Here is a 22,084-nt window from a genome sequence, read left to right as displayed (position 1 = left end):
ATGCGCCGGACCACGAAGGTCGCCGTCGGCCTCGCGGGGGTTGTCGCGACGCTGGGGGCCGCGACCGGCCTGGTGACGCCCGCTCAGGCGGACGACACCGGTGCGGGCGCCGCCGTCGGCACCGCGAGCGCCAGCGGCATCCGGACCAGCTACGACTTCCCGGGCTATCTGGTCGTCGACACCCTCTACGACGCGGGTGGCCCGATCTCCCAGGCGGTCGTGAACTCCTCGGGCGGCAGCTCGTCGTTCGCGTCGTTCCCGTACCCGGGCGACACGGTCGTCAACGCCCCGGCGCTGGCGAACGTCGGCACCGGCCAGGCGTTCCCGTTCACCTACCCGCTCTACGTCGTGACCGACGGCAACCTGACGCCGAAGGCGTCGGCGCAGGACGCCACCGGGTCGCTCAAGCTCGACGCCGAGTCCGAGGCCCGCACGGCGTCGGCGAAGGCCAAGCTGGCCGGCCCGGTCGCGGGCGTCATCTCCACCGCCGGCTCCCTCCAGGAGACCAGCGTCGTGATCGGGGACGACGGGGTGATGACGTCGATCGCCGACAGCATCATCCGCGGCATCGACGTCGAGGGCGTGCTGAAGATCGGTGAGGTGCACGTCCGGACGACCAGCGTGCTCAAGCCGGGGGAGTCGAAGCCGACGACGACGTCGGTCACCGATGTCACCGGCGTGAGCGTGCTCGGCCAGCCGGTCGGGCTCTCCCGCGACGGGATCATGGCGCCGGGCGGTTCGCCGGGCACGGCGTACGCGCCGATCCTCGACCAGTTGAACAAGGCGCTGCAGGACGGCGGGATCTCCGTCGCCCTCGCCGGCGGCAACGAGGTCAACGGCGGCGCCTCCAACGCCGGGGTCGAGATCCTGCAGCGGGGCAAGATGCCCTTCGCCGGGTCGCCCGAGGGCGTCGCGCGCACGCTGATCGGCAACGCCTCCAGCTTCATCGTCGGCGGGTCGGGTTCGCTGCTGGACATCGCGGCCGCGAACAGCGCGGGCACCACGCCGGCCGGGACGACCCCGGCGGCACCGGTCGACGCGGCGACGGGTGTCGACGTGCCGGTGGCCACGGGCGCGCTGCCGACCACCGGCATCGACGCCGCGGCGGGGGTGCCGACGACCGGCGTTCCCACCGTGAACTTCGCCCCGCAGGCCGGGGCCTCGACGGTCAACGCCTCCATCGCGCTCGACCTCGACGACCAGATGCGCTTCTTCTACCTGGTGATCGCCCTCGGTGCGGGCATCGCCGTGCTCTGCTCGCTCCTGTGGCGTGCCTCGATCGCCCTGAAGGGAGGACGTGCCTGATGGACGTCCTGACCGTGCTGAAGTCCCAGTGGGACCGGATCGCCGCCGTGGTGTGCGTGCTGCTCGGCGTCGTCCTGCTGATCGTCGGCTACCAGGGCATCGCGGACTCGCCCTACGTGGCCGAGGAACTCGCGTACCTGATCTCCGGCGGCCTCGGCGGCGTGTTCCTCCTCGGCGTCGGCGCGACGCTCTACATCTCCGCCGACATGCACGACGAGTGGCGCAAGCTCGACCGCATCGAGGAGGCCATCCTCAGCCTGCGCAGCGACGGGGGCAGTGACGGCGGCCCGGATCGCTTCGACGACCTCGTGGAGCCGGTGGCCGAGGCGCGCGCGTCCCGGCACCGCGCCGGGTCGCCGGCGAACGCGAACGGTGCCGTGGGTGCCGGCGTCGCGCAGCGCAGCGCCCAGCCGCGCGAGGTTCTCGCGATGCCGCGGGAGATGCTCGCCCACCTGCGGGTCGGCGGGCTCGCGATCGCGTTCGCCTTCGCGGCGCTGATGGTCGCGTACTGGCAGGCCGCGAACACCAACGAGGCCCGCCCGGCGTTCACCGCCACGGCGTCGGCGGCGAGTGTGCTCGCCGTCGCCGGTGTCGTCGGCGTGATCGGCATGGTCGGGATGCGGCGGCGTCTGATGCGTCGCCGCAACCTGTTGCTCGGTGGCTTCCTGACACGCAATCAGAGCCAGGCGCGCGCGACCACCGCCACCGCGGGCCCGGTCGCGACCCGGATGCCGGAGCGCCTGGTCGTCATCCCCGAGGGCCGGTACGCCCACGTGCCGACCTGCGCGATGGTGACGGGGGAACGGACCGAGACCGTGAGCTCGTCCGCCCTGCCCGAGGGCATCCGGCCCTGCGCCATCTGCACCCCTGCGGCGCTGTGACGGCGCTGGAACCGGTGAGCTGACACGCGAATGTCCGACTACCTGCCGTTCCTCGTCCTGGGGATCACGACCGGCTCGATCTACGCCCTCGCGGCGATGGGCCTGGTCGTCACCTACACGACCTCCGGCGTGTTCAACTTCGCGCACGGCACGGTCGCGATGGTCAGCGCGTACGCCTACTACACGCTCACCGTCGACTGGGGCCTCCCGCCCGAGCTCGCGGTGTTCGTGGTGGTGCTCGGCCTCGGCCCGGCGATCGGCATCGTGGTCGACCGCGCGTTGTTCCGCCGCCTTCAGGGAGCGGGGTCCGCGGCCTACGTCGTGGTCTCGATCGGTCTGCTGGTGGCGCTGCAGGGCCTGGTCATCATTCTCTACGGCCCCACGTCCAAGCCGGTCCCGGCGATCTTCCCCGAGAAGGTCGTGGACATGGGTGCGGTCAACGTCGGCTACGACCAGATCGCGATCACGACGATCGCCGCGGGCCTGGGTCTCGGCCTCGCGCTGTTCTTCAAGCGCACGCAGATCGGTCTCGACATGCGCGCGGTCGTCGACGATCCGCAACTGGCTGAGCTCACCGGCGCCAACGCCTCGCGCACGACGACGCTGGCGTGGATGCTCGGCTCGTCGTTCGCCTCCCTGGCCGGCGTGCTGCTCGCGCCGACGCTCGGCGCGGACGCGCTCGTCCTCATCCTGCTCGTCGTCCAGGCCTTCGGCGCCGCGGCGCTCGGCCGCCTGGTCAGCCTGCCGATCGCCTACGCCGGTGCTCTCGCTCTCGGTGTGCTCGGGCAGCTGTCGATCAAGTGGGTCAGCACCTACGCCTCCGACCAGACGTGGCTGGCGGGCCTGCCGCAGGCGCTGCCCTTCATCGCGCTGTTCACCGTGCTCGTCCTCTCGAAGAAGGGCAGCTTCAAGGAGCTCACGAAGAGCGTGCAGCCGCGCTCGACGACCGCGACGCTCGCCCCGGGGTCACGGCGCTTCCCCGTCGGGGTCCTCACGGCGATCGTCGCCGTCGCGCTGATCGTGCCGAGCATCGCGACCGACTCGCGGACCACGACGGCCACGACGGCCCTCGCGATGCTGATCATGTTCAGCAGCCTCAGCCTGCTGCTCGGGCTCTCGCGCCAGATCTCGCTCTGCCACGCGGTGTTCGTCGCCCTCGGGGCCACCACGCTCGGGCACCTGCAGGCCGACGGCTGGCCGTTCCTGCCGGCGATGCTGGTCGCGGGGCTGATCGTGGTCCCGATCGCGGGTCTGCTCGCGATCCCGGCGATCCGCCTGTCGGGCCTGTTCCTCGCGCTCGCGACGTTCGGCTTCGGCGTCCTGTTCCAGAATCTGCTCTACAACACGTCCTGGGTCTTCGGCACCTCCGGCCAGGTCGCGATCCAGCGGCCGACCTGGTTCGGCAACGTCCTCGACGGCACGAACGAGTTCTACTTCTTCGTGCTCGCGATCGCGGTCGTCTCGGTCGTCGCGATCGAGCTGGTCCGGGCCACCCGCCTCGGCCGCCTGCTCCGCGCGACAGCCGACAGCAACGTCGCGGTCGAGACCCTCGGCATCAACACCACCGCCGCGCGGACCGTGGTGTTCTGCGTCAGCGGGTTCTTCGCGGCGATCGCCGGCGCGCTGCTCTCGGCGCAGGTGACGACCGTCGGCACGTCGAGCTACTCGTTCTTCCAGTCGCTCACGTGGGTGGCGGTCCTGGTCGCGGCCGGCTCCGCGACGCTGGGTGGGGCCGCACTCGCGACGGTGATGATGGTCGCGATCCCCGCGTTCTTCACCGACGCGGACGTCATCAACTACCAGACGATGTTCTTCGGCATCGGCGCGATCCTGCTGGCGCAGGCGCCCAACGGCCTGGTCGGCCTGGTGACGAACCTGCCCAACACCCGGCTCTGGGGCCGCCTCGCCGACGAGGGCCCCGCGCGGGTCGGCGCGCACGCGACCCGTCGCCGGCAACGCCTGGCCGCCGGCCCCGTCCGCGGCGCCACCGGAGGTGCGCGATGACCCTCGAGCTCCGGCACCTGCAGGCCGGGTACGGCCGCGCGCAGGTCCTGCACGACGTCAACCTGACCGTCCCGGCCGGGGCGGCGGTGGCGCTGCTCGGGTCCAACGGCGCGGGCAAGACGACGCTGCTGAAGACGATCGCCGGCCTCGTGCACCCCACCGCGGGGGAGGTGCGCTGGAACGACCGTGTGCAGGGGACGCGCACCCCGCACGCCCGCGTCGCCGACGGGATCTGCCTGATCCCCGAGGGCCGCGGGATCTTCCGCAATCTCACGGTGGCGGAGAACCTCGCGATGCACACCCGCGGGCGGAACAAGGCGAGGGCGATCGAGACCGCGACCCGGTACTTCCCGGTCCTCGGCCAGCGCCTGTCGCAGACGGCCGGGACGATGTCCGGCGGCCAGCAGCAGATGCTCGCGGTCGCCCGAGCCTTGGTGACGCAGCCTCAGCTGCTGATGATCGACGAACTCTCGGTCGGCCTCGCGCCGGTCGTCATCGACGAGATCTTCGCCGCGGTGGAGATGCTTCGCGCCGAAGGGCGCTCGCTGCTCGTCGTCGAGCAGTACGTGCACCGCGCGCTCGCGATCGCGGACTACGTCTACATCCTGCAGAAGGGCCGGATCGTGTTCGTCGGCGAACCGGCCCAGTGCCGCAGCGGCACGATCTTCGAGCGGTACCTCGGGGAGGGCGTGGCATGACCGAGCTGAGTTCCGGCGACGGCCTGCGGGCCGAGGACGTGGTCGTCCGCTTCGGCGGCCTCACCGCGCTCGACGGCGTCGGCGTCCACGCGCCGCCCGGCCGCATCACCGGCCTGATCGGCCCGAACGGCGCCGGTAAGACCACGCTGTTCAACGTGTGCAGCGGTCTGCAGGCACCCGTCCGCGGCAAGGTGACGCTCGACGGCGAGGACCTCGCCCGCCACAGCCCGTCGCGCCGCGCCCGGATGGGCCTGGGCCGGACCTTCCAACGCCTCGAGCTGTTCTCCACGATGACCGTGCGGGAGAACGTCGAGTTCGGCGTCGAGGCCCGTTGGCTGTCCTGGGACCCGGTCTCGCAGCTGGGCCTGCGCGCCTCCGGCCGCGCCCGGCGGCGGCAGATCCGGCACGAGGCCGACGAGGTGCTGCACGCGACCGGGCTGGAGCCGCTGGCCGACCGGGTCGTGGGGTCGCTGTCCACCGGCCAGGGTCGGCTGGTCGAACTGGCCCGGGCCATGGCCCGCAACCCCCGGATCCTGCTGCTCGACGAGCCCTCGTCCGGTCTCGACCCCGCGGAGAGCCGCGACTTCGGCCGCCAGCTGCGTGAGCTCGTGGCCTCGCGCGGCATCGGCATCCTCATGGTCGAGCACGACATGAGCCTGGTCCTGGAGATCTGCGACTGGATCTTCGTCCTCGACTTCGGCAAGCCGCTCATGGCCGGCACCGCCGACGAGGTCCGCAACAGCCCGGACGTCCAAGCGGCTTATCTCGGTAAAGAAGCAGCATGAACCGCCGCAGAAGCGACCGGCGAGAGCGCAACCTGAAGCTGCATCAGCAGGTGGAGGCCCCCATGTCCCGTCAGTCCCCGCCCCGCCACCGGCGCCCCCGGTCGCGCCGGAGCACGACGCTGGCCGCGTCCGGCACGCTCGCGGTCGGCCTGGCGCTGCCCCTGGCCCTGACCGCGTCCCCGGCCGCTGCCGCTGAGCGGGCCGCTGCCGCCGAGCCGGCGGCGGACGCCCCGCCGCGGGTCACCGGCCTGTCGAACTTCTTCGACTACTGCCAGACCGGCGCGACCCTCGCGGTGCCGCTGTTCTACGGGATCGGCACGTCGACGGTGAACCTGGCGCTCGCGCAGTTCCCGGCCGAGGCCCAGCCGGTCACCAACGAGATCCTCGCGGCGGAGGCCGCCGGCCCCCAGGTCTTCGAGGCCATGGCCGAACCGGCGCGGCAGTTCATCGACGGCGGACGGGCCGCCGCTGCCCCGCTCGCGGCGTACAACGAGCAGTTCAACGGCGGCCTGACCGCGTTCGCCGAGGGGACGCGAGCCGCGGCCGACGCCCTCGGGCCGGTCGTGCAGCCCGCGGACGTCTCGATGATGCAGTTCGCCGAGTTCCTGGAGAGCCTGCGGGCGCAGTGACCCACAGGCGCAGTGACCCGCAGGCGCAGTGACCCGCAGGCGTCTAGGCCGCAGCGGGTGTGCCTGGGGCCACCGATTCCGCCGTCCGTTTCAGGTTGGCGAGGGTCGTCGCGATCGACCGTCGGGTGAACTCGGCCCGGCTCAGCCCCGGGATCCCCGTGATCCGCCCGCCGAGCAGTCGCGCCATCGTCCGGTTGCGGGTGTCGACCCAGGTCTCGGTCACGGTGCACGCCGCGACGCCGTCGGCCCCGGTGAGCGGCTCGATCTGGTAGATCCAGTGCGCGAGGGTGAGGCCGCGGAACACGGTCCGGAACGCGAACCGGTGCGGGGCGTCCAGCTCGGTGACGACCACGCCGACGTCCCAGGACTTGCCCGCCTCGGCGTTCGCGTTGTTCCCGAGGAAGCGCGCCCCGACGGCCGCCGTCGTGGCGCCGTTCTGCCAGGCGCCGCCGGTGTTCTCGGGGCTCCACTCGCCCATGCGGGGCAGGTCGGTCACGAGCGCGAAGACCACCGCCGGCCCGGCCGCGATCGTGATCGTGTCGGAGACGCGCTCCTTCTCGTGCTTCATCCGGGGCACCATCACGAGTCCCGCGTCGCCGTCACGAGGAGGTATTCCCACTCCATGACCCCCTCGGGCGAGGCCCCGTCGCACAGGGCTGCGTCGCCGAGCGCCGCGAGGTCGGCGTCGAGGGCGGTGACCTTCTCCGCGTCGTCGCCGAGTGCGGTGTAGACGGCGATGGTGGGGCCGTAGGTGGCCTTGAAGAAGTCCCGGAACTCGGCGCCGGAGGCGAAGCGGTCGACCTTCAGGGTGCGCCGGGCCGCGTGCAGCGAGGAGACCCCGGCCCCGAGCAGCGCGCGGACGTGCTCCTCGTTGCCCCACAGCGGCGGAGGCGAGGCCCCGGGCGGCGGCGGGGGAGCGTACGGCTTCATCGTCGCGAACATGCGGCCGATGAAGCCCTCCGGCGTCCAGCTGATCAGCGCGATCGTCCCGCCCGGGCGGGTGATGCGCAGCAGCTCGTCCGCGGCCCGCTGGTGGTGCGGGGCGAACATGACGCCGACGCAGGACATCGTCACGTCGTAGCGGGCGTCGGCGCACGGCATGTTCTCGGCGTCGGCCTCCCGCCACTGCAGCGTGGCGCCCGCCCGCTCGGCGGCGGCCTGCCCGACCTCGAGCAGGTCGGGGCACAGGTCGGTGGCGGTCACCTCGCCGCCGGCGAGGGCGGCGGGGATGGACGCGTTGCCCGAACCGGCGGCGACGTCGCAGACCGTGGTGCCGGGTCCGATTCCCGCGGCGGCGACGAGGATCGGTCCGAGCTCGGCGATGACCTCGGTGGCCACGGCGGGGTAGTCCCCGAGGGCCCACATCGCCCGGTGACGGGCCTTCAGTGCGTGATCGGCAGTGCTGTCGAAAGTCGTAGTCATGACTCCGACGCTAGGAGCGCCGACCGGCCCCGACCTAGTTCAGAATCTGTATCTGACCCGGTACTGAATCTGTACTACGGTGCCGCGCATGGGAGCCAGTTACGGGCAGTTCTGCCCGGTCGCGAAGGCGATGGAGCTGCTCGACGAGCGCTGGACGATGCTCGTCGTCCGCGAGCTCCTGTTCGGCAGCACGCGCTTCAACGAGATCCGCCGCGGTGTCCCGCGGATGTCCCCGGCCCTGCTCTCCACACGGCTCACGCACCTGACGAAGGCCGGCATCGTCGAACGGCGCACGCACGGCCGCGAGGTCGAGTACGTCCTGACCCCGGCGGGGCGCGAACTGGAGCCGGTCGTGGAGGCGCTGGGGGTCTGGGGTGTGCGCTGGGCGGGCAAGCCCGCCGACGGCGACTACGACCCGAAGCTGCTGATGTGGGACATGCACCGCAACGTCGACCACACCGCGGTTCCGCCGGGTCGCACCGTCGTGAACTTCCGCTTCCCGGAGCTGCGCGGCACGGGCAGCGCCTGGTGGATGACGATCACGCCCGACAGCTCCGACGTCTGCGACTACGACCCCGGGCACGACGTGGGTGTCACGGTCACGACGTCGGTCCGTACGCTCACCGACGTGTGGATGGGTGAGATGACGTGGGCGGCCGCACAGCGGTCCGGCCTCCTCGAGCTGAGCGGCGCGGCGACCCTGCGCCGCGCGGTCCCGCGCTGGTTCCCGCCGACCGGCGCCGCTCTCGTTCCCCGGCCCGCGGCGGCCCGATGACCGCGGCGCCGGAGACGGACGCGGAGCTGCCCGGCTACTGGGCGGCGCTCGGCCTGCCCGGGATCGTCGACGTCCACGTGCACCTGATGCCGGACCGGTTGCAGCAGAAGGTGTGGGAGTACTTCGACGCGGCGGGCCCGCTGCTCGGCCGGCCGTGGCCGGTGCAGTACCGGGAGGACATGTCGGCGCGGCTCGGTCGGCTGCGCGCGATGGGCGTGCAGGCGTTCACCGGGCTGCTCTACCCGCACAAACCCGACATGGCGGCGGGCCTGAACGCCTGGGCGGCCGAGTTCGCTGCGCAGACGCCCGGCTGTCTGCACACGGCGACGTTCTTCCCGGAGGAGAGCGCCGCGGACTACGTGCGCGAGGCGATCGAGGCCGGCGCGCGGGTGTTCAAGGCCCACGTCCAGGTCGGTGGGTACGACCCGCGCGACGAGCTGCTCGACCGGGTGTGGGGCCTGCTCGCCGAGGCCGGGGTCCCCGTCGTCGCCCACGTCGGGGGCGGGCCGACGGCCACCGCGTTCACCGGGCCCGCGGTCTTCGGCGAGGTCCTGGCCCGGCACCCGCAGCTCCCGGCGATCGTCGCCCACCTCGGTATGCCGGAGTTCGAGGGTTTCGTCGAACTCGGGCGCCGTCACCCGGCGGTGCGTTTTGACGTGACCGGGGTCTTCACGAAGTTCGGTGACGACCTGTGGCCGTTCCCACGGGCCGAGGCCCGGGCCGTGCTCACCGAGCTCGGCGACCGGATCCTGTTCGGCAGCGACTACCCGACGATGCCGAACACCTACGCCGAACAGGTCGCGGCCGTCGCCGAACTCGATCTCGGCGACGAATGGCTGCGCGCGGTGTTCCGGGAGAACGCCCTCACGCTCTGGCCGGACCTGCAGCTCTGACCGGCGTACTGACGGTCAGGGTCCGGTCAGGGTTTGGTCGTGGCCGACGGGTCCCAGGTCGGCGCGTAGTAGTTCCCGCGAGTGATGCGGGTGACGACGCGCGTCTTCGTCCCGTCGACGTTGACCAACCGGATCGACGAGGGGCTGTTGCCGTCGCGACCCGAGTGGGTGAACAGGATCCACCCGCCGTCCGGGGAGAACGTGGGCGTGTTCAGCAGCCCGGTGGCGCTGTGGGCCAGGCGGCCGATCGGCGAGCCCGAGATGTCGACGAGCCAGATCCCGGTGCCGGAGGCGTCGGCCTGCAGGAAGGTCACGAACTTGCCGTCGGGGGAGACGTCGGGCTGCGAGAGGTAGCCGGACGGGCCGGAGCTCCCGAGCAGCGGCCGGGCCTTGCCGCCCGCGGCCGGGGCGGACCAGATCGACTGCCCGGTGGCCGCGCCGTTCGCGAACGTCGTGCGGGTGAAAAGCAGGCGGGCTCCGTCGGGGGTCCACGTCGGCGCGAAGTCGACGTGGCCGGCGTCGTTCTTCGTCACCGGCACGAAGTCCGCCGCCTTCTTGCCCGTGGCGGTGAACGTGACGATGCCGGAGTCGGTGCCGGCCGCGATGCGCGTGCCGTCGGGTGACCACGCCGGGCGGCGTGCGTTCAGGTTCGTGGTGAGCCGCCGCAGGCCGGTGCCGTCGCGGCGGACGACCCAGATGTCGGTCCGGCCCGCGCGGACGTCGGCCCGGTCGCTGCTGAACGCGATCCACACGCCGTCGGGGGAGAAGGTCGGTTCGAACTCGGTGGCCGGGCCGGTCGTCACCGCGCGGTCGTCGACGCCGTCGCTGCGCACCAGACGGACGTCGCCCGCGCCGAGGTAGCCGCGCGCCGGGCCGGCGGCCTCGCTGTAGGGGAGGGCGCTGTACGCGATCCACGGCGCCGTCGAGCGCGGCTTGGCCTCGGTCTGGGCCGGCAGGGGCTTGGGCGGCGGCGGGACGTCGTCGGCGCGGGCCGCGCCGGGGGTCAGCGCGAGCAGCACCGCCGTCGCGGCGAGGAGCACCCGGGTACGCACGGGCTCAGCGTGCCAGTACCCCGCGCAGGATGAACAGGGCGTACCCGATCGCCAGCGCGGCGCCGCCCGCGCGGGCGGCCTCCAGCGGCAGCGTCAGCGCGAGGGCGAGGCAGCCCACGAAGCCGAGTGCGGGGACGATCCGGGCCCGGCCGGGCGCGAGCGTCCAGGCGGCCGCGTTCGCGATCGCGTAGTAGACGAGCACCCCGAACGAGGAGAACGCGACGACGTCCCGGATCTCCCCGGCCACCGTGAGCACCACGACGACCGCGCCGACGGCGAGTTCGGCGCGGTGCGGGACGCCGAAACGCGGGTGGACGGCGGTCAGCACGTGCGGCAGGTGCCGGTCCCGGGCCATCGCGAGCGTCGTGCGGGAGACGCCGAGGATCAGCGCCAGCAGCGCCCCGGCGGCGCCGAGCGCGGCGGCGACGCGCACCAGCGGCACGAGCCCGTCGGCGCCCGCGGCCCGCACGGTGTCCGTCAGCGGTGCCTCGGTCGTGGCGAGGCCGTCCGGTCCGAGCACCGCGAGCGCGGCCGCGAGCACCGCCGCGTACAGCGCGAGCGCGAGCCCCAGCGCCAGCGGGATCGCGCGCCGGATCGTCCGGGCCGGGTCGCGCACCTCCTCGCCGAGCGTCGCGATCCGCGCGTAGCCCGCGAACGCGAAGAACAGCAGCCCGGCGGCCTCGGCGATCCCGCGCAGGTCGGTGTCGCCGGCCGGGCGCAGGCGGTCGGTCTGCGCGGCGTCGGCGCCGAGCGCGACCGCGACCACGACCACGAGTGCGCCGACGACGACCGCGACGAGGAGCCGCGTCAACGCCGCCGACCGCGAGATCCCGACGTAGTTCACGGCCGTCAGCGCCACCACAACGGCCACACCGGTCTCGGTGGCGTACTCGGGCCACGCGTAGGTCCCGACGGCGAGGGCCATCGCCGCGCACGAGGCGGTCTTGCCCACCACGAACGCCCACCCGGCGAGGTAGCCCCAGAACTCCCCGAGCCGCTCGCGGCCGTAGACGTACGCGCCGCCCGAGGTCGGGTACAGCGCGGCCAGCCGTGCGGAGGAGAGCGCGTTGGCGTACGCGACCGCCCCGGCCAGGATCAGGGCGAGCAGGAGCCCGGACCCGGCGGCAGCCGCCGCGGGGGCGGGGGCGACGAAGATGCCGGCGCCGACCATCGAGCCGAGGCCCAGGACGACGGCGTCCGGCGTCCCGAGCGTCCGGCGCAGCGGGCGGTCCATCCCCGACCCGTCGCGCGCCGTGGTCAGCTCGCCGGCGACGTCTCGGCGACCGCCTTGATGCGATTCAGCGTCTCGGTCATCCCGCGGACGTTCGTCTTCGCGCGGAACGGCCCGGCCAGCAGCCAGTAGAGCTTGATCAACGGGGACGGCGTGAGCTCGAACGACTCGGTGACGTCGGTGCCGTCCCCGGCCGGTGCGAGTTGGTAGCGCCAGGTGTTCACGCCGGTGCCCAGGCCGGGCACCTCGACGACGAAGGCGAAATCCCGCTCGGGTTCGCACCGCGTGACGCGGCAGGTCGTCCAGTACATGGGCCCCCGGCCGTTGCGCTTGACGTGGCCCTGGAACTTGGCGCCGACCGCCGGCCCGGCCGCGCCGTCGATCCAGCGGCCTTCCAGCGTCTCGGGGGAGAATTCCCCGATCCGGGTCACGTCCGTGATGAGATCCCAGACCGCCTGGGGCGGTGCTGAGATGTGAACTGTGACCGATTCGGTGAACGCCCGCATGAGGCGAGTCTAGGATTCTCTGCGGCCGGCCGAACGGGGCGACCAGCTGGGGGAGAGTGCTGTGGGAACACCGTCCGTACCTGGACCTCCGCCGCCCCCGGCGCCTGATATGCCCGAAACCTCAGGGTTGTCACAGTTTCTCGCGCAGCGCATCACGATCGTCGTCGTGGCCGCCGCGGCGTTGCTGGGCCTCGGGCTGTACGCGGCCGCCTACGCGGCGGCGGGCTCGGACATCAAGAAGGGCACCACGGTCCTCGGCATCGACATCGGTGGCCTGAGCCGCGCCGAGGCCGAGTCCAAGCTGGCCGCGGAACTGCCGGCCGTGATCAGCAAGAAGGTCACGGTCCGGGCGGGTGAGAAGTCCTTCGAACTCGACACCGTCAAGTCCGGCATCACCGTCGACGCGGCCGCCACGGTGGCGAAGGCCGGCGAGCGCAGCCTGAACCCGGGCGTGCTCTTCCCGGTCCTCTTCGGCGCCAAGGACCGCATCGACCCGGTGCTCGCCGTCGACGACAAGGCCCTCAACGCCGCCGTCACCGGCATCGCGAAGAAGGTGAACCAGAAGGTCCGCGAGGGCCGCGTGAAGTTCACCGCGGGCGAGGCCGTCGCCGTCCAGCCGCGCGAAGGGCGGACGCTGCTCGTCGCCGAGACCGCCGAGGCCCTGCGCAAGGCCTACGAGTCCGGCGCCACCGAGGTCACCGCCGAGGTGCAGACGACGCCGCCGGTCGTCGGCCAGGCCGAGGTCGACCGGGTCATGAATTCTTTCGCCGGGCCGGCCATGGCCGGGCCGATCACCGTGAAGCTCGACGGGCAGAACGTCACGCTGAGCACCGCGAAGCTCGACGACTACCTCAAGATCACGCCGTCCGGCGCGACTCTGAACTGGACGGTCGACACCGACCGCATGGCCGAGGATCTTGCGAAGGAGAACCCGAAGCTCGTCACCCCGCCGAAGGACGCCCGCTTCACCTTCGAGAAGAACCTGCCCAAGCTCATCCCCGGGCAGGACGGCGAGAAGATCGACACCGCCAGCTTCGGCGAGCGGATGCGCGCCGCCCTGGTCGCGCCGATCCCGCGCACCGTCGAGGCGGACGTCGTCCCGGCCGAGCCGGACCTGACGACCGAGGAGGCGCAGAACCTCGGCATCACCGAGAAGATCTCGTCCTTCCGCACGAACTACCCGATCGCGCCCTACCGGGTGAACAACATCGGCCGCGCGGCGGAGCTGATCAACGAGTCCCTCGTGCTGCCCGGCGAGACCTGGAGCCTGAACAAGACCGTCGGTGAGCGCACCGAGAAGAACGGCTTCGTCAAGGGCTTCATCATCGACAAGGGCCAGTTCAAGGAGGACCTCGGCGGAGGTGTCTCCCAGTCCGCGACGACCGTGTTCAACGCGATCTTCTTCGCCGGGCTCAAGGACGTCGAGCACCACACCCACAGCCTCTACATCAGCCGGTACCCGGCCGGCCGCGAGGCGACCGTGGCGTGGGGCGCGAAGGACCTCCGCTTCCAGAACGACACCCCGACCGGCATCCTGCTGCGCGCGACGACGCAGCCCGGCTGGATCCGCGTGACAGTCTGGGGCACGAAGTACTACGACAAGATCGAGTCGGTCAGCTCGGAGCGGTACAACTACAAGCAGCCGAAGACGATCACCTCCGCGGCCGCCGACTGCACGCCGCAGTCTCCGGTCGCCGGCTTCGACATCGACGTCACGCGCGTGTTCTACAAGGACGGCAAGGTCGTGAAGCGGGAGAAGTTCTTCACCCGCTACATCCCGACCGACCGGATCGTCTGCACCAACCCACGCAAGAGCTGACGCTCGCTCAGGCGGACGCCTTCTCGGCGTAGAAGGCGTCGAGGTCCGTCCGCAGCGGGCCCATCATGTCGCCGACGGCGTGAACCAGCTCCGGCGGCGAGTTCCGCGGGTGCCCGTACGGCGTGGGCGGGTGCGGGTCGTACTCGCAGACGAGCTGCAGCGCGGCCGCCACGTCCGGCCCGGCGATCTCGCTGATCAGCGTCAGCCCGAAGTCGATGCCCGAGGTCACGCCGCCGGCCGTGATGCGGTTGCGGTCGCGGACGACCCGCTGGTCCGTGACGACCTCGATCCCGGAGTACGTCGCGAGGTCGGGCAGGTTCCCCCAGTGCGTGGTCGCGCGGTAGCCGTCCAACAGGCCCGCCTCGGCGAGGATCAACGCGCCGTTGCACACCGAGGTCACCCACTGCACCTCGGCGCCCTTCTTGGCGAACCACGCGATCACGTCGGGATCACGCAGCTGTGGGGACGGGTTCGCCCCGCCGCCCACGAGCAGGATGTCGAGCTCGGGACAGGAGTCCAGGTCGTGGTCCGGCAGGACCCGCAGACCGGTGTCCGTGACGACGGGGTCGGTGGTGCGCGCGACCGTCACCAGTTCCCAGCCGGGGACGAGCCCGAGGAACTGGTGGGGCCCGAACACGTCGAGCATCGTCATGTTCGGCCAGATGTAGACGCCGATCCGGGTCATGCGGTGGGCTCCTTCGTTCCGGGACGGAATTCTTCAGACGGCGAGAGTCAGGTCCGGGCCGGCGGCGCCGAAGCGGCGGCGGTACTCGGCGGGGGAGACGCCGAGCGCGGAGACGAACGCGCGGCGCATGGCCTGGTAGTTGCCGAAGCCGGCGGCGCGGGCGACGGTCTCGGTGGAGTCGTCGGTCTCGGCCAGGAGGGAGCGCGCGGTCTCGAGGCGGACCCGTTCCACGTACCGCCCGGGGGAGACTCCGACCTCCGCGGTGAAGACGCGCGTGAAGTGACGGGGGCTCATGTGCACCCGGTCGGCGAGCGCGGTCAGGGAGAGGTCCGCCGTGGGGTGGTCGTGGATGTACGCCTGGATCTCGGTCACCGGGGCGCGCTGCGGGCGCTGGGCGGACCGGGACGCCGTCATCGCGGCCGAGAACTGCGCCTGCGTGCCCGACCGGCGCAGGTAGAGCACCAGCATCTGTGCGCACTGGCGGGCGACGTCGACACCCACGTCGGCCTCGACGAGTGCGAGCACGAGGTCGAAGCCCGAGGTCACGCCGGCGGAGGTCCAGACGCAGTCGTCGGTGACGAAGATCGGCTCGGTGTCGACCTCGACCGTGGGGTGCCGCTCGGCGAGCGAGTCGCCGTAGAGCCAGTGGGTGGTCGCGCGGCGGCCGTCGAGCAGGCCGCACTCGGCGAGGATGAACGCGCCGGTGCAGATCCCGACCACCCGGCGGGCGCGGAGCGCGATGCGCCGGATCCCGGTGGCCAGCGTCGGGTCCGCCACCGCGGCGTCCTCCGCCACCGGGCCGCCGAGGACGATCAGCGTGTCCACCGCGGCGCGGTAGCCGGCGAGGTTGCGGACGCCGCTCAGGGTCAGCCCGCCCCACAGCGCCACCGGCTCACCGTCGGAGCTCGCGACCTCGACGCGGTAGGGAGCGGCCTGCCCGCGGCTGGTGGCCACGGCGTTCGCCATCTCGAGGATGTCGCGGACGCCCAGGAGCTCCATCCCGAGAGCTCCGGGGTGCGCGACGAGCAGCATCCGCCGGGCCATGGGCCCGACGCTAGGGCCCCCGGCCCCTGTCCACAATGACAAGGACCGTTCAGATCAGGACACGGGGGCGGCGGGGGGTCAGGCGGCCAGGGCGCGGGCGCGGTGCTCGGCCGGGACCTCCTCGTCGGCGGGCGGGGGACCGGGCGGGGTGCCGTCGCCGAACGGGCGACCGCCGAGTGCCTCGCGGCCGTGGGGCTCGAGCCAGCCGGAGAGGTCCGGGCCGGCAGGGACGATCTGCGTCGGGTTGATGTCGGTGTGGACGCGGTAGTAGTGCCGCTTGATGTGGTCGAAGTCGGTGGTGTCGCCGAAGCCGGGAGTGGTGAACAGGTCGCGGGCGTAGGCCCACAGCACCGGCATCTCCGCCAGCTTCGACCGGTTGCACTTGAAGTGGCCGTGGTACACGGCGTCGAACCGGGCGAGCGTCGTGAACAGTCGGATGTCGGCCTCGGTGATCGTGTCCCCGACGAGGTAGCGCTGATCGCGCAGGCGCTCGGTGAGGCGGTCCAGCGCGGTGAACAGTCGGTCGTAGGCCTTCTCGTACGCGTCCTGCGTGCCGGCGAAACCGCAGCGGTACACCCCGTTGTTCACCTCGGTGTAGATCCACCGCATGACCTCGTCGATCTCGTCGGCGCGGTCCGCCGGGTAGAGGTCGGGCGCCCCGGGGCGGTGGTACTCGCGCCACTCGGTCGAGAGGTCGAGAGTGATCTGCGGGAAGTCGTTGGTGACGACCTTGCCGCTCGCGATCTCCACGACCGCCGGGACGGTGACGCCCCGGTCGTAGTGCGGGTCGCGCGCGAGGTAGGCCTCCTGCAGGCGCTCGATCCCCAGCACCGGGTCACGCCCGCCCGGGTCCTCGGTGAACGTCCAACTGCGTTCGTCGTGCTCCGGGCCGGCGATGCCCATCGGCAGGACGTCCTCCAGGCCGAGCAGCCGGCGCACGATGATCGACCGGTTCGCCCACGGGCACGCCCGCGCGACGATCAGCCGGTACCGCCCCGGCTCCACCGGCCAGCCCGGCCGCCCGTCGGGGGTCGTGCCGTCCCGGGTGATCCGGTCGGGGATGTAGGTGGTGTCGCGCTCGAACTCCGAGTCCTCCACGTAGGCCATACGGGATCCGTACCCGCTGGGCTCAGCCCGACGCCCGCAACCGTTCCCCGAGGCCGCTGGCGCGGGCGGCGGGGCGGCCGACGGACCGGAGGACGGCGTCCTCCGACCCGATCACCCGGACGCCGGCCGCGGCGCGGGTGATCGCGGTGTACAGGGTCTGGCGGGTGGCGAGCGGCGACGCAGCCGACGGCAGCATCAGCGTCACCGCCACGAACTCGCTGCCCTGGCTCTTGTGCACGGTCATCGCATGGACGGGCCGGACCTCGGGCAGCCGCCCGAGCGGGACGAGCTGCGGGGCGCCGCCGCGGCGGAACGCGGCCATCGGTTCGCCGTCGCAGTCGACGACGACGCCGGTGTCGCCGTTGAACAGCTTGGCGTCGCGGTCATTGGCGGTGACGAGCAGCGGCTCGCCGACGTAGCGGCGGTCGGCGCGGAAGGCGGTGGGGGCGCCGAGCCATCCGGCGACCCGATCGGTCCACAGCCGCACCCCGCGGGGGCCGAGGTGGTGGGCGCAGAGCAGGCGGTGCCGCTCCAGGGCGTCGAGTGCTCCGGTGACGTCCCCGGCCCGGGCGGCGGCCTCCATGTCCGTCCCCGCCGCGACGACGTCGGCGCGCAGTCCGGCCACCGCGTCGTCGGCGATCAGGACGTCGTCGGCGACCTCGACGAACTCCAGGCCGGGCTCGCCGGAGCGCAGCAGGGCGAGGACCTCCTCGCCGCGGCCGTCGCGGACCGCGGCGGCGAGCCGCGCGATCGGCCCGGCGTCGGCGAACCGGCGTGAGCGTTGCAGGGTCACGACGTGCGGGGCGAGCCGGGACGGGCCCGCCCCGGACCGGCCGACGATGTCGCCGAGCACCGCACCGGCCTCGACGGAGGCGAGCTGGTCCGGGTCGCCGACGAGGATCAGCCGCGCCGTGGGCCGGACGGCCTCGAGCACGCGCGCCATCAGGGTCAGCGAGACCATCGAGGTCTCGTCGAGGATGACCACGTCGTGGGGGAGCCGGTTCTCCCGGTCGTGCGCGAAGCGGCTGCGCGTGCCGGGCCGGCTGCCGAGCAGGCGGTGGATGGTCGAGGCGCTCACGTCCCCGACCCGCTCGGCGTCCGCGGGGTCGAGCTGGGCCAGGGCGGCACGCACGGCCTCCTCGAGCCGGACCGCCGCCTTCCCGGTCGGGGTCGCGAGCGCGACCCGCGGTCGGGGGCCGGGCTGGTCGGCCAGCGCCGCCAGCAGCCGCGCGACGGTCGTGGTCTTCCCGGTGCCGGGCCCGCCCGCGACGACGGTCAGCAGCGACAAGGCCGCGCTGGCGGCGGCGGCGCGCTGGTCCGCGTCCTCGGCGGCGGGGAAGAGGCGGTCGAGCGCGGTGGCCAGCCGGACGGAGTCGACGGGCGGACCGGCCGCGGTCGCCCGCTCCAGCAACGCCGCGGCGACGAACCGCTCCTGGCCGAAGTAGCGGTCGAGCCACATCGAGCCGCCGACCAGGCGCAGCGGTGGCCCGGCCGGGTCGTCCTCGCCCCCGCAGAGCGGGCTCGCCGCGCACCGGGCGATCCACTCGGCGGGCTCCGGCCAGGGCAACGCCGCCGGGTCGGGGGCGTCCGCGTCGGCGTTGCCGCCGCCCGCCTCGAACCCGGCCGCCTCCAGGGCCTCCGGCACGATCGTCTCGGCCGCCGACGCGAGGTCGAGCACGACCGAGCCCGACCGCGTGCCGCGGACGGTGAGCGCGGCGGCGAGCAGCACGGCCTCGTCGGTCTCGCCGCCGAGGCGCCCGAGCGTCTGTGCGACGTGGACGTCGGCCGCGGCGAGCACGCCCGCGGCGTTGAACTGCCCGAGCACGCCGGTGGCATGGCGTGCCCGCTCGGGCAGGTAGGCGCCCAGCGCGCCGACGTCGACGGTCACGGCGCACCTCCGGCGAGCAGGGTCGAGACGGCCACGGCGAGTGCGGCGGGTGGCGCCCAGGCGAACACGCCGGGGACGCCGTCGGGGCCCGCGGTGCCGGGCCCGCACATGCCGCGCAGGTACAGGTAGAGCACGCCACCGAGATGCTTCGCCGGTTCATAGCCGGGCTGACGCCACGTCAGGTAGCGGTGCAGCGCGACCTGATACAGCAGCGCCTGCAGCGGGTAGTCCGACGCCCGCATCGCCGGGGCGAGCACCTCCGGGCGGTAGTGCCAGGCCGTCGCCGCCACCCCCGCCGGGTGCAGCCGGTTGGTCTTGTAGTCGACGACGAGGTAGCGCGGGCCGTCGGCGCCCGGGACCCGCAGCACGGCGTCGATGCTGCCGGTGAGATAACCGCGCAGCGGTTGCCCGGCGAGGTCCGGCGCGCGCAACCGGTCGGCGTAGGGGCGGACCGGGTCGCCCTCGGGCAGGTGGGCGGTGAGCAGGGCCGCCACCTCGCCGAGCCGCACGTCGCGACCGGGGGTGTCGCCGCCCGCCAGCGGGAGTTCGAACTCCATCTCGGACAGCCGGTCGGCCGGGGCGAAGTCCGCGAGCCGCCGCTCGTCGGCCAGCGGCCCGAGCGGGGTGGTCATCGCGACCTCGAGGGCTTCGATCAGCGCGTCGGGGTCGACCCCACCGACCGGGACGTACCGCTGCGCCCGCTCGACCGCCGGCCCCAGCGCTGCCCGCAGGTCGCCCGCGGTCGGATCGACCTCCTCCAGCACCGCGTGCACCAGGCTGCCGAACGCCGCCCCGGCGGGCAGGTCGCCGAACGGGGAGGGCGGCCAGTTCGCTGACGGATCGTCAGGGACGAGTCCGTCCACGGCCGGCGCCGGCTCGCCCTCGACGGGTTCGTCGGTCGTCCCCGCCGACTCCGGCTCGGTGGCCGCGGGACCGGCCTCGTGGGCCGCGGCGGTGAGCGCGGAGTAGGAGGTCCGCCGCCACGCGGTGTCCACGCTGCGCCGGAACTCCAACGCCCGCGGCTCGCCGACCGTCGGCGTCTCCGGGGACCAGGTCGCCGGCTCGACCGGCAGCTCGACCAGCTCGATACCGAGCGCCCCGTCCGAGCCCGCGGCCCGCTGCTCCAGCTGGGCCACCGCGGCGTCGAGGTCGGGCACGGGGACGCGCTGCGCCGCGGTCTCGCCGGGCGGGGTGAACAGCAGGCGGTGCAACGGCGCCTGCTGGGTGATCGTCGAACGTCCCCACCACAGCGTCAGTTGCGAGCGGGCCCGGGTCGCGGCGACGTAGAGCAGGCGCAGCTCCTCGCCGGCGTCCTCCTCCTGACCGGCCCGCAGCGCCGAGCTCCAGCCCGGGCCGCCGCGGCCGCCGACGTCGCGGATGCGGGTGCCGTCCGGGCCGTGGAACAGCGTCACCTCGGCGTCGTCGCCGACCCAGCGGGCCCAGGCGAACGGCACGTGGACGAGCGGGAACTCCAGCCCCTTGCTCATGTGGATCGAGACGATCTGGACGGCGCGTGCGTCGGAGTCCAGTCGGCGGCTGCGCTCGGCGCCGGGGTCGCGGTCGGCCTCCGCGATGCGCCGGCGGAGCCAGGTCAGCAGCGCGACCAGTCCGAGCCGCTCGTTGGTCGCGGCGGTGTGCAGCACGTCGCAGATGTGACGCAGGTCGGTGGCGCGGCGCTCCCCGCCGGACTCGCCGAGCAACCGGGCGAAGGTGCCGTGGTCCGCGTCGACCGCGGCGAGCAGGGCGGCGGGGCCGCGCTCGGCGAGCACGTTCGCCCACGTCCGCGCCTGCTGGGCCAGGGCATCGTGCGCACGCTCGCCGCCGGAGTCGACCTGCGACGCGGTCCGCCCGACGAAGTCGGTGACGGCCAGGCGGCGGACCCGGCCGACCCGGTGCGGCTGCTCAAGAGCCTCGAGCAGCACGAGCCAGTCCATGGCCGCGGGCGTGCTGAACACACTCGTCGCCGCGCGCAGGACCGTCGGCACCTTGGCTTTCACGAGCAGGTCCCGGATGCGCTCGCCGTCACTGTTGCGGCGGACGAGGACGGCGATGTCCCCGGGGTGCACCGGCCGCTCGGCGCCGTTCGGCCCCGCGCGCAGCGTGCTGCCGTCGGTGAGCACGCGGACGATGTCGCGCACGACGTCGGCCGCGACCGACTCCCGCAGCGGGTCGGCCTTCGCGACCTTCGTGCTCGGCCCGGTCGGGCCGGGGTGCACCCGCAGCCGCACCGCCGCGGTCGGTCCGTCGGGGCGGTGCAGCAGCGGATCCGGCCGTCCGGCCTCGACGGGCTCGACGCGGATCCGCTCGTCCCCGAGCGGGGCGCCGCCGAAGAGCGCCTCCAGGCCCGTCAGGACGCGGGCGTCGCTGCGGAAGTTGCGGGGGAGGGTGGCGTGGGTGCCGGCCAGTTCCGCGGCCCGCAGGTAGGTCTGGACGTCCCCGCCGCGGAAGGCGTAGATGGCCTGCTTCGGGTCGCCGATCAGCACGAGCGTGGCGTGGCCGTGGAAGGCCGACTCGAGGATCTGCCACTGCACCGGGTCGGTGTCCTGGAACTCGTCGACCAGCACGACGCGGTAGCGCTCCCGGAGCCGGGCGCGGACGGCCTCGGCGTCCGCCCCGTGCAGGGCGTCGCGCAGCACGACCAACAGGTCGTCGAAGCTCATCGCCCGGCGGGCACGCAGCCGCCGGCGCAGTTCGTTCCGCACCGCCAGGGCGTACCGTGCGCGGTCCCGGGCGGGGCCCTCGCCGTCGACGGGCGCGATCCGGGCGTGGGCGTCCAGCGTGGCCGCCTTCGCGACCTCGTGGGCGATGCCGAAGCCGAACGCCGGGTTCTCGTCGGCGGGCGCGTACTTGCGCAGGTACAGGTCGGTCGCGACCTCGCCGCGCAGGTCGGTCAGGTCCTCCAGCAGGTCGGTGTCGGGGTCGGCGTCGGCCGCCGTCCCGAGCCCGCGGATGACGAGCTGGCAGAACCCGTGCGTGGTGGTGATCGTCGCCGCGTCGAAGTCCGCGGTCGCCGCGATCAGCCGCTCCCGGCGGGCCTCGATCTCGGCGGCGTCGCCGGTCGCGAGGTGCACGAGCACGTCGTCGCCGCTCGCCCGCGCCGCCACCGGGTCGGCGAGGGCGTCCCGCGCGCTCGTGAGCCGCTCCCGTACCCGCTCCCGCAGCTCGCGGGTCGCGGCCCGGCCGAAGGTGACCACGAGCAGGTCGCCGAGGGAGGCGACGCCCTCGGCCACGTAACGCGTGACGAGGGCGGCGATCGTGTAGGTCTTCCCGGTGCCGGCGCTGGCTTCGAGCAGGGTCGTCCCGCTCGGCAGGGGGCCGAGCAGCTCGTAGGCGACCGCGGAGGTCCGTCGCATCTGATCC

At 73.3% G+C, this 22,084-nt stretch carries 19 protein-coding genes; 9 read left to right on the top strand and 10 right to left on the bottom strand.

Translation table 11 applies throughout. The annotated features are described in order from the left end of the window. The 6 genes from ABD401_RS12695 to ABD401_RS12670 all read left to right on the top strand — a co-directional run bounded on the left by ABD401_RS12695 (position 1) and on the right by ABD401_RS12670 (position 6,302). Positions 1–1,305, top strand: coding sequence for a hypothetical protein (locus ABD401_RS12695; protein ID WP_344605203.1), 1,305 nt, complete (start codon positions 1–3; stop codon positions 1,303–1,305). Next, a complete protein-coding gene (locus ABD401_RS12690) occupies positions 1,305–2,186 on the top strand; it encodes a hypothetical protein (RefSeq protein WP_344605201.1) in 882 nt (293 codons plus the stop codon). The genes ABD401_RS12695 and ABD401_RS12690 overlap by 1 nt, the downstream gene beginning before the upstream one ends. Positions 2,187–2,216: 30 nt before the next feature. Further along, positions 2,217–4,190 carry an ABC transporter permease gene (locus tag ABD401_RS12685; protein ID WP_344605199.1) on the top strand — a complete coding sequence of 658 codons (1,974 nt, stop codon included), beginning with the start codon at positions 2,217–2,219 and terminating at the stop codon, positions 4,188–4,190. Then, the gene (locus ABD401_RS12680; RefSeq protein ID WP_344605197.1) at positions 4,187–4,888 is read left to right on the top strand and encodes an ABC transporter ATP-binding protein; all 702 of its coding nucleotides are present in this window, start codon (positions 4,187–4,189) and stop codon (positions 4,886–4,888) included. The genes ABD401_RS12685 and ABD401_RS12680 overlap by 4 nt, the downstream gene beginning before the upstream one ends. Beyond that, positions 4,885–5,673 (top strand): ABC transporter ATP-binding protein, encoded by a 789-nt coding sequence (locus tag ABD401_RS12675; protein WP_344605195.1) that lies wholly within the window; start codon positions 4,885–4,887, stop codon positions 5,671–5,673. The genes ABD401_RS12680 and ABD401_RS12675 overlap by 4 nt, the downstream gene beginning before the upstream one ends. Positions 5,674–5,735: 62 nt before the next feature. Continuing rightward, on the top strand, positions 5,736–6,302 hold the full coding sequence (locus tag ABD401_RS12670) for a hypothetical protein (RefSeq protein ID WP_344605193.1): 567 nt from the start codon (positions 5,736–5,738) through the stop codon (positions 6,300–6,302). A gap of 43 nt (positions 6,303–6,345) precedes the next feature. Here the strand turns inward: ABD401_RS12670 and ABD401_RS12665 are convergent, their stop codons facing one another. Both ABD401_RS12665 and ABD401_RS12660 read right to left on the bottom strand, forming a co-directional pair. Then, on the bottom strand, positions 6,346–6,870 hold the full coding sequence (locus ABD401_RS12665) for an SRPBCC family protein (protein ID WP_344605191.1): 525 nt from the start codon (positions 6,868–6,870) through the stop codon (positions 6,346–6,348). Between the two features lie 11 nt (positions 6,871–6,881). Continuing rightward, positions 6,882–7,724, bottom strand: coding sequence for a class I SAM-dependent methyltransferase (locus tag ABD401_RS12660; RefSeq protein ID WP_344605189.1), 843 nt, complete (start codon positions 7,722–7,724; stop codon positions 6,882–6,884). Between the two features lie 88 nt (positions 7,725–7,812). Between ABD401_RS12660 and ABD401_RS12655 the strand changes: the two genes are divergently transcribed. Further along, complete coding sequence (locus ABD401_RS12655; RefSeq protein ID WP_344605187.1) at positions 7,813–8,499, top strand: winged helix-turn-helix transcriptional regulator; 687 nt, start codon at positions 7,813–7,815, stop codon at positions 8,497–8,499. Continuing rightward, positions 8,496–9,392 (top strand): amidohydrolase family protein, encoded by an 897-nt coding sequence (locus tag ABD401_RS12650; protein WP_344605185.1) that lies wholly within the window; start codon positions 8,496–8,498, stop codon positions 9,390–9,392. The genes ABD401_RS12655 and ABD401_RS12650 overlap by 4 nt, the downstream gene beginning before the upstream one ends. 26 nt (positions 9,393–9,418) lie before the next feature. On the opposite strand, the gene ABD401_RS12645 is transcribed toward ABD401_RS12650, so the two are convergent. The 3 genes from ABD401_RS12645 to ABD401_RS12635 are packed head-to-tail and all read right to left on the bottom strand — an operon-like array spanning position 9,419 to position 12,181. Then, on the bottom strand, positions 9,419–10,444 hold the full coding sequence (locus ABD401_RS12645) for a TolB family protein (protein ID WP_344605183.1): 1,026 nt from the start codon (positions 10,442–10,444) through the stop codon (positions 9,419–9,421). A 4-nt stretch (positions 10,445–10,448) separates the two neighbouring features. Further along, a complete protein-coding gene (locus ABD401_RS12640) occupies positions 10,449–11,678 on the bottom strand; it encodes an APC family permease (protein WP_344605181.1) in 1,230 nt (409 codons plus the stop codon). Positions 11,679–11,701: 23 nt separating this feature from the next. Beyond that, a complete protein-coding gene (locus ABD401_RS12635) occupies positions 11,702–12,181 on the bottom strand; it encodes an SRPBCC family protein (RefSeq protein WP_344605179.1) in 480 nt (159 codons plus the stop codon). A 127-nt stretch (positions 12,182–12,308) separates the two neighbouring features. Here ABD401_RS12635 and ABD401_RS12630 point away from each other — a divergent pair, with 127 nt between their 5' ends. Next, a complete protein-coding gene (locus tag ABD401_RS12630; protein WP_344605177.1) occupies positions 12,309–14,000 on the top strand; it encodes a VanW family protein in 1,692 nt (563 codons plus the stop codon). A gap of 7 nt (positions 14,001–14,007) precedes the next feature. On the opposite strand, the gene ABD401_RS12625 is transcribed toward ABD401_RS12630, so the two are convergent. The 5 genes from ABD401_RS12625 to ABD401_RS12605 all read right to left on the bottom strand — a co-directional run bounded on the left by ABD401_RS12625 (position 14,008) and on the right by ABD401_RS12605 (position 22,077). Continuing rightward, entirely contained in the window at positions 14,008–14,685 is a 678-nt protein-coding gene (locus ABD401_RS12625; RefSeq protein WP_344605175.1) for a DJ-1/PfpI family protein, read from the bottom strand. A gap of 33 nt (positions 14,686–14,718) precedes the next feature. Next, positions 14,719–15,729: a GlxA family transcriptional regulator gene (locus ABD401_RS12620; protein ID WP_344605173.1), complete on the bottom strand. Its 1,011-nt coding sequence runs from the start codon at positions 15,727–15,729 to the stop codon at positions 14,719–14,721. Between the two features lie 78 nt (positions 15,730–15,807). Beyond that, complete coding sequence (locus tag ABD401_RS12615) at positions 15,808–16,836, bottom strand: glutathione S-transferase family protein (protein WP_344605171.1); 1,029 nt, start codon at positions 16,834–16,836, stop codon at positions 15,808–15,810. A 22-nt stretch (positions 16,837–16,858) separates the two neighbouring features. Then, on the bottom strand, positions 16,859–18,724 hold the full coding sequence (recD, locus tag ABD401_RS12610) for an exodeoxyribonuclease V subunit alpha (RefSeq protein WP_344605170.1): 1,866 nt from the start codon (positions 18,722–18,724) through the stop codon (positions 16,859–16,861). Next, the gene (locus ABD401_RS12605) at positions 18,721–22,077 is read right to left on the bottom strand and encodes a UvrD-helicase domain-containing protein (protein ID WP_344605168.1); all 3,357 of its coding nucleotides are present in this window, start codon (positions 22,075–22,077) and stop codon (positions 18,721–18,723) included. Before ABD401_RS12605 ends, recD begins: the two co-directional genes overlap by 4 nt. Between the last annotated feature and the right edge of the window lie 7 nt (positions 22,078–22,084).

It is taken from the genome of Sporichthya brevicatena, from assembly GCF_039525035.1.
In the GTDB taxonomy this organism is placed as follows: domain Bacteria; phylum Actinomycetota; class Actinomycetes; order Sporichthyales; family Sporichthyaceae; genus Sporichthya; species Sporichthya brevicatena.
The sequence above is the reverse complement of the archived record's forward strand: the minus strand, read 5'-3'. Positions and strand labels throughout refer to the sequence as shown.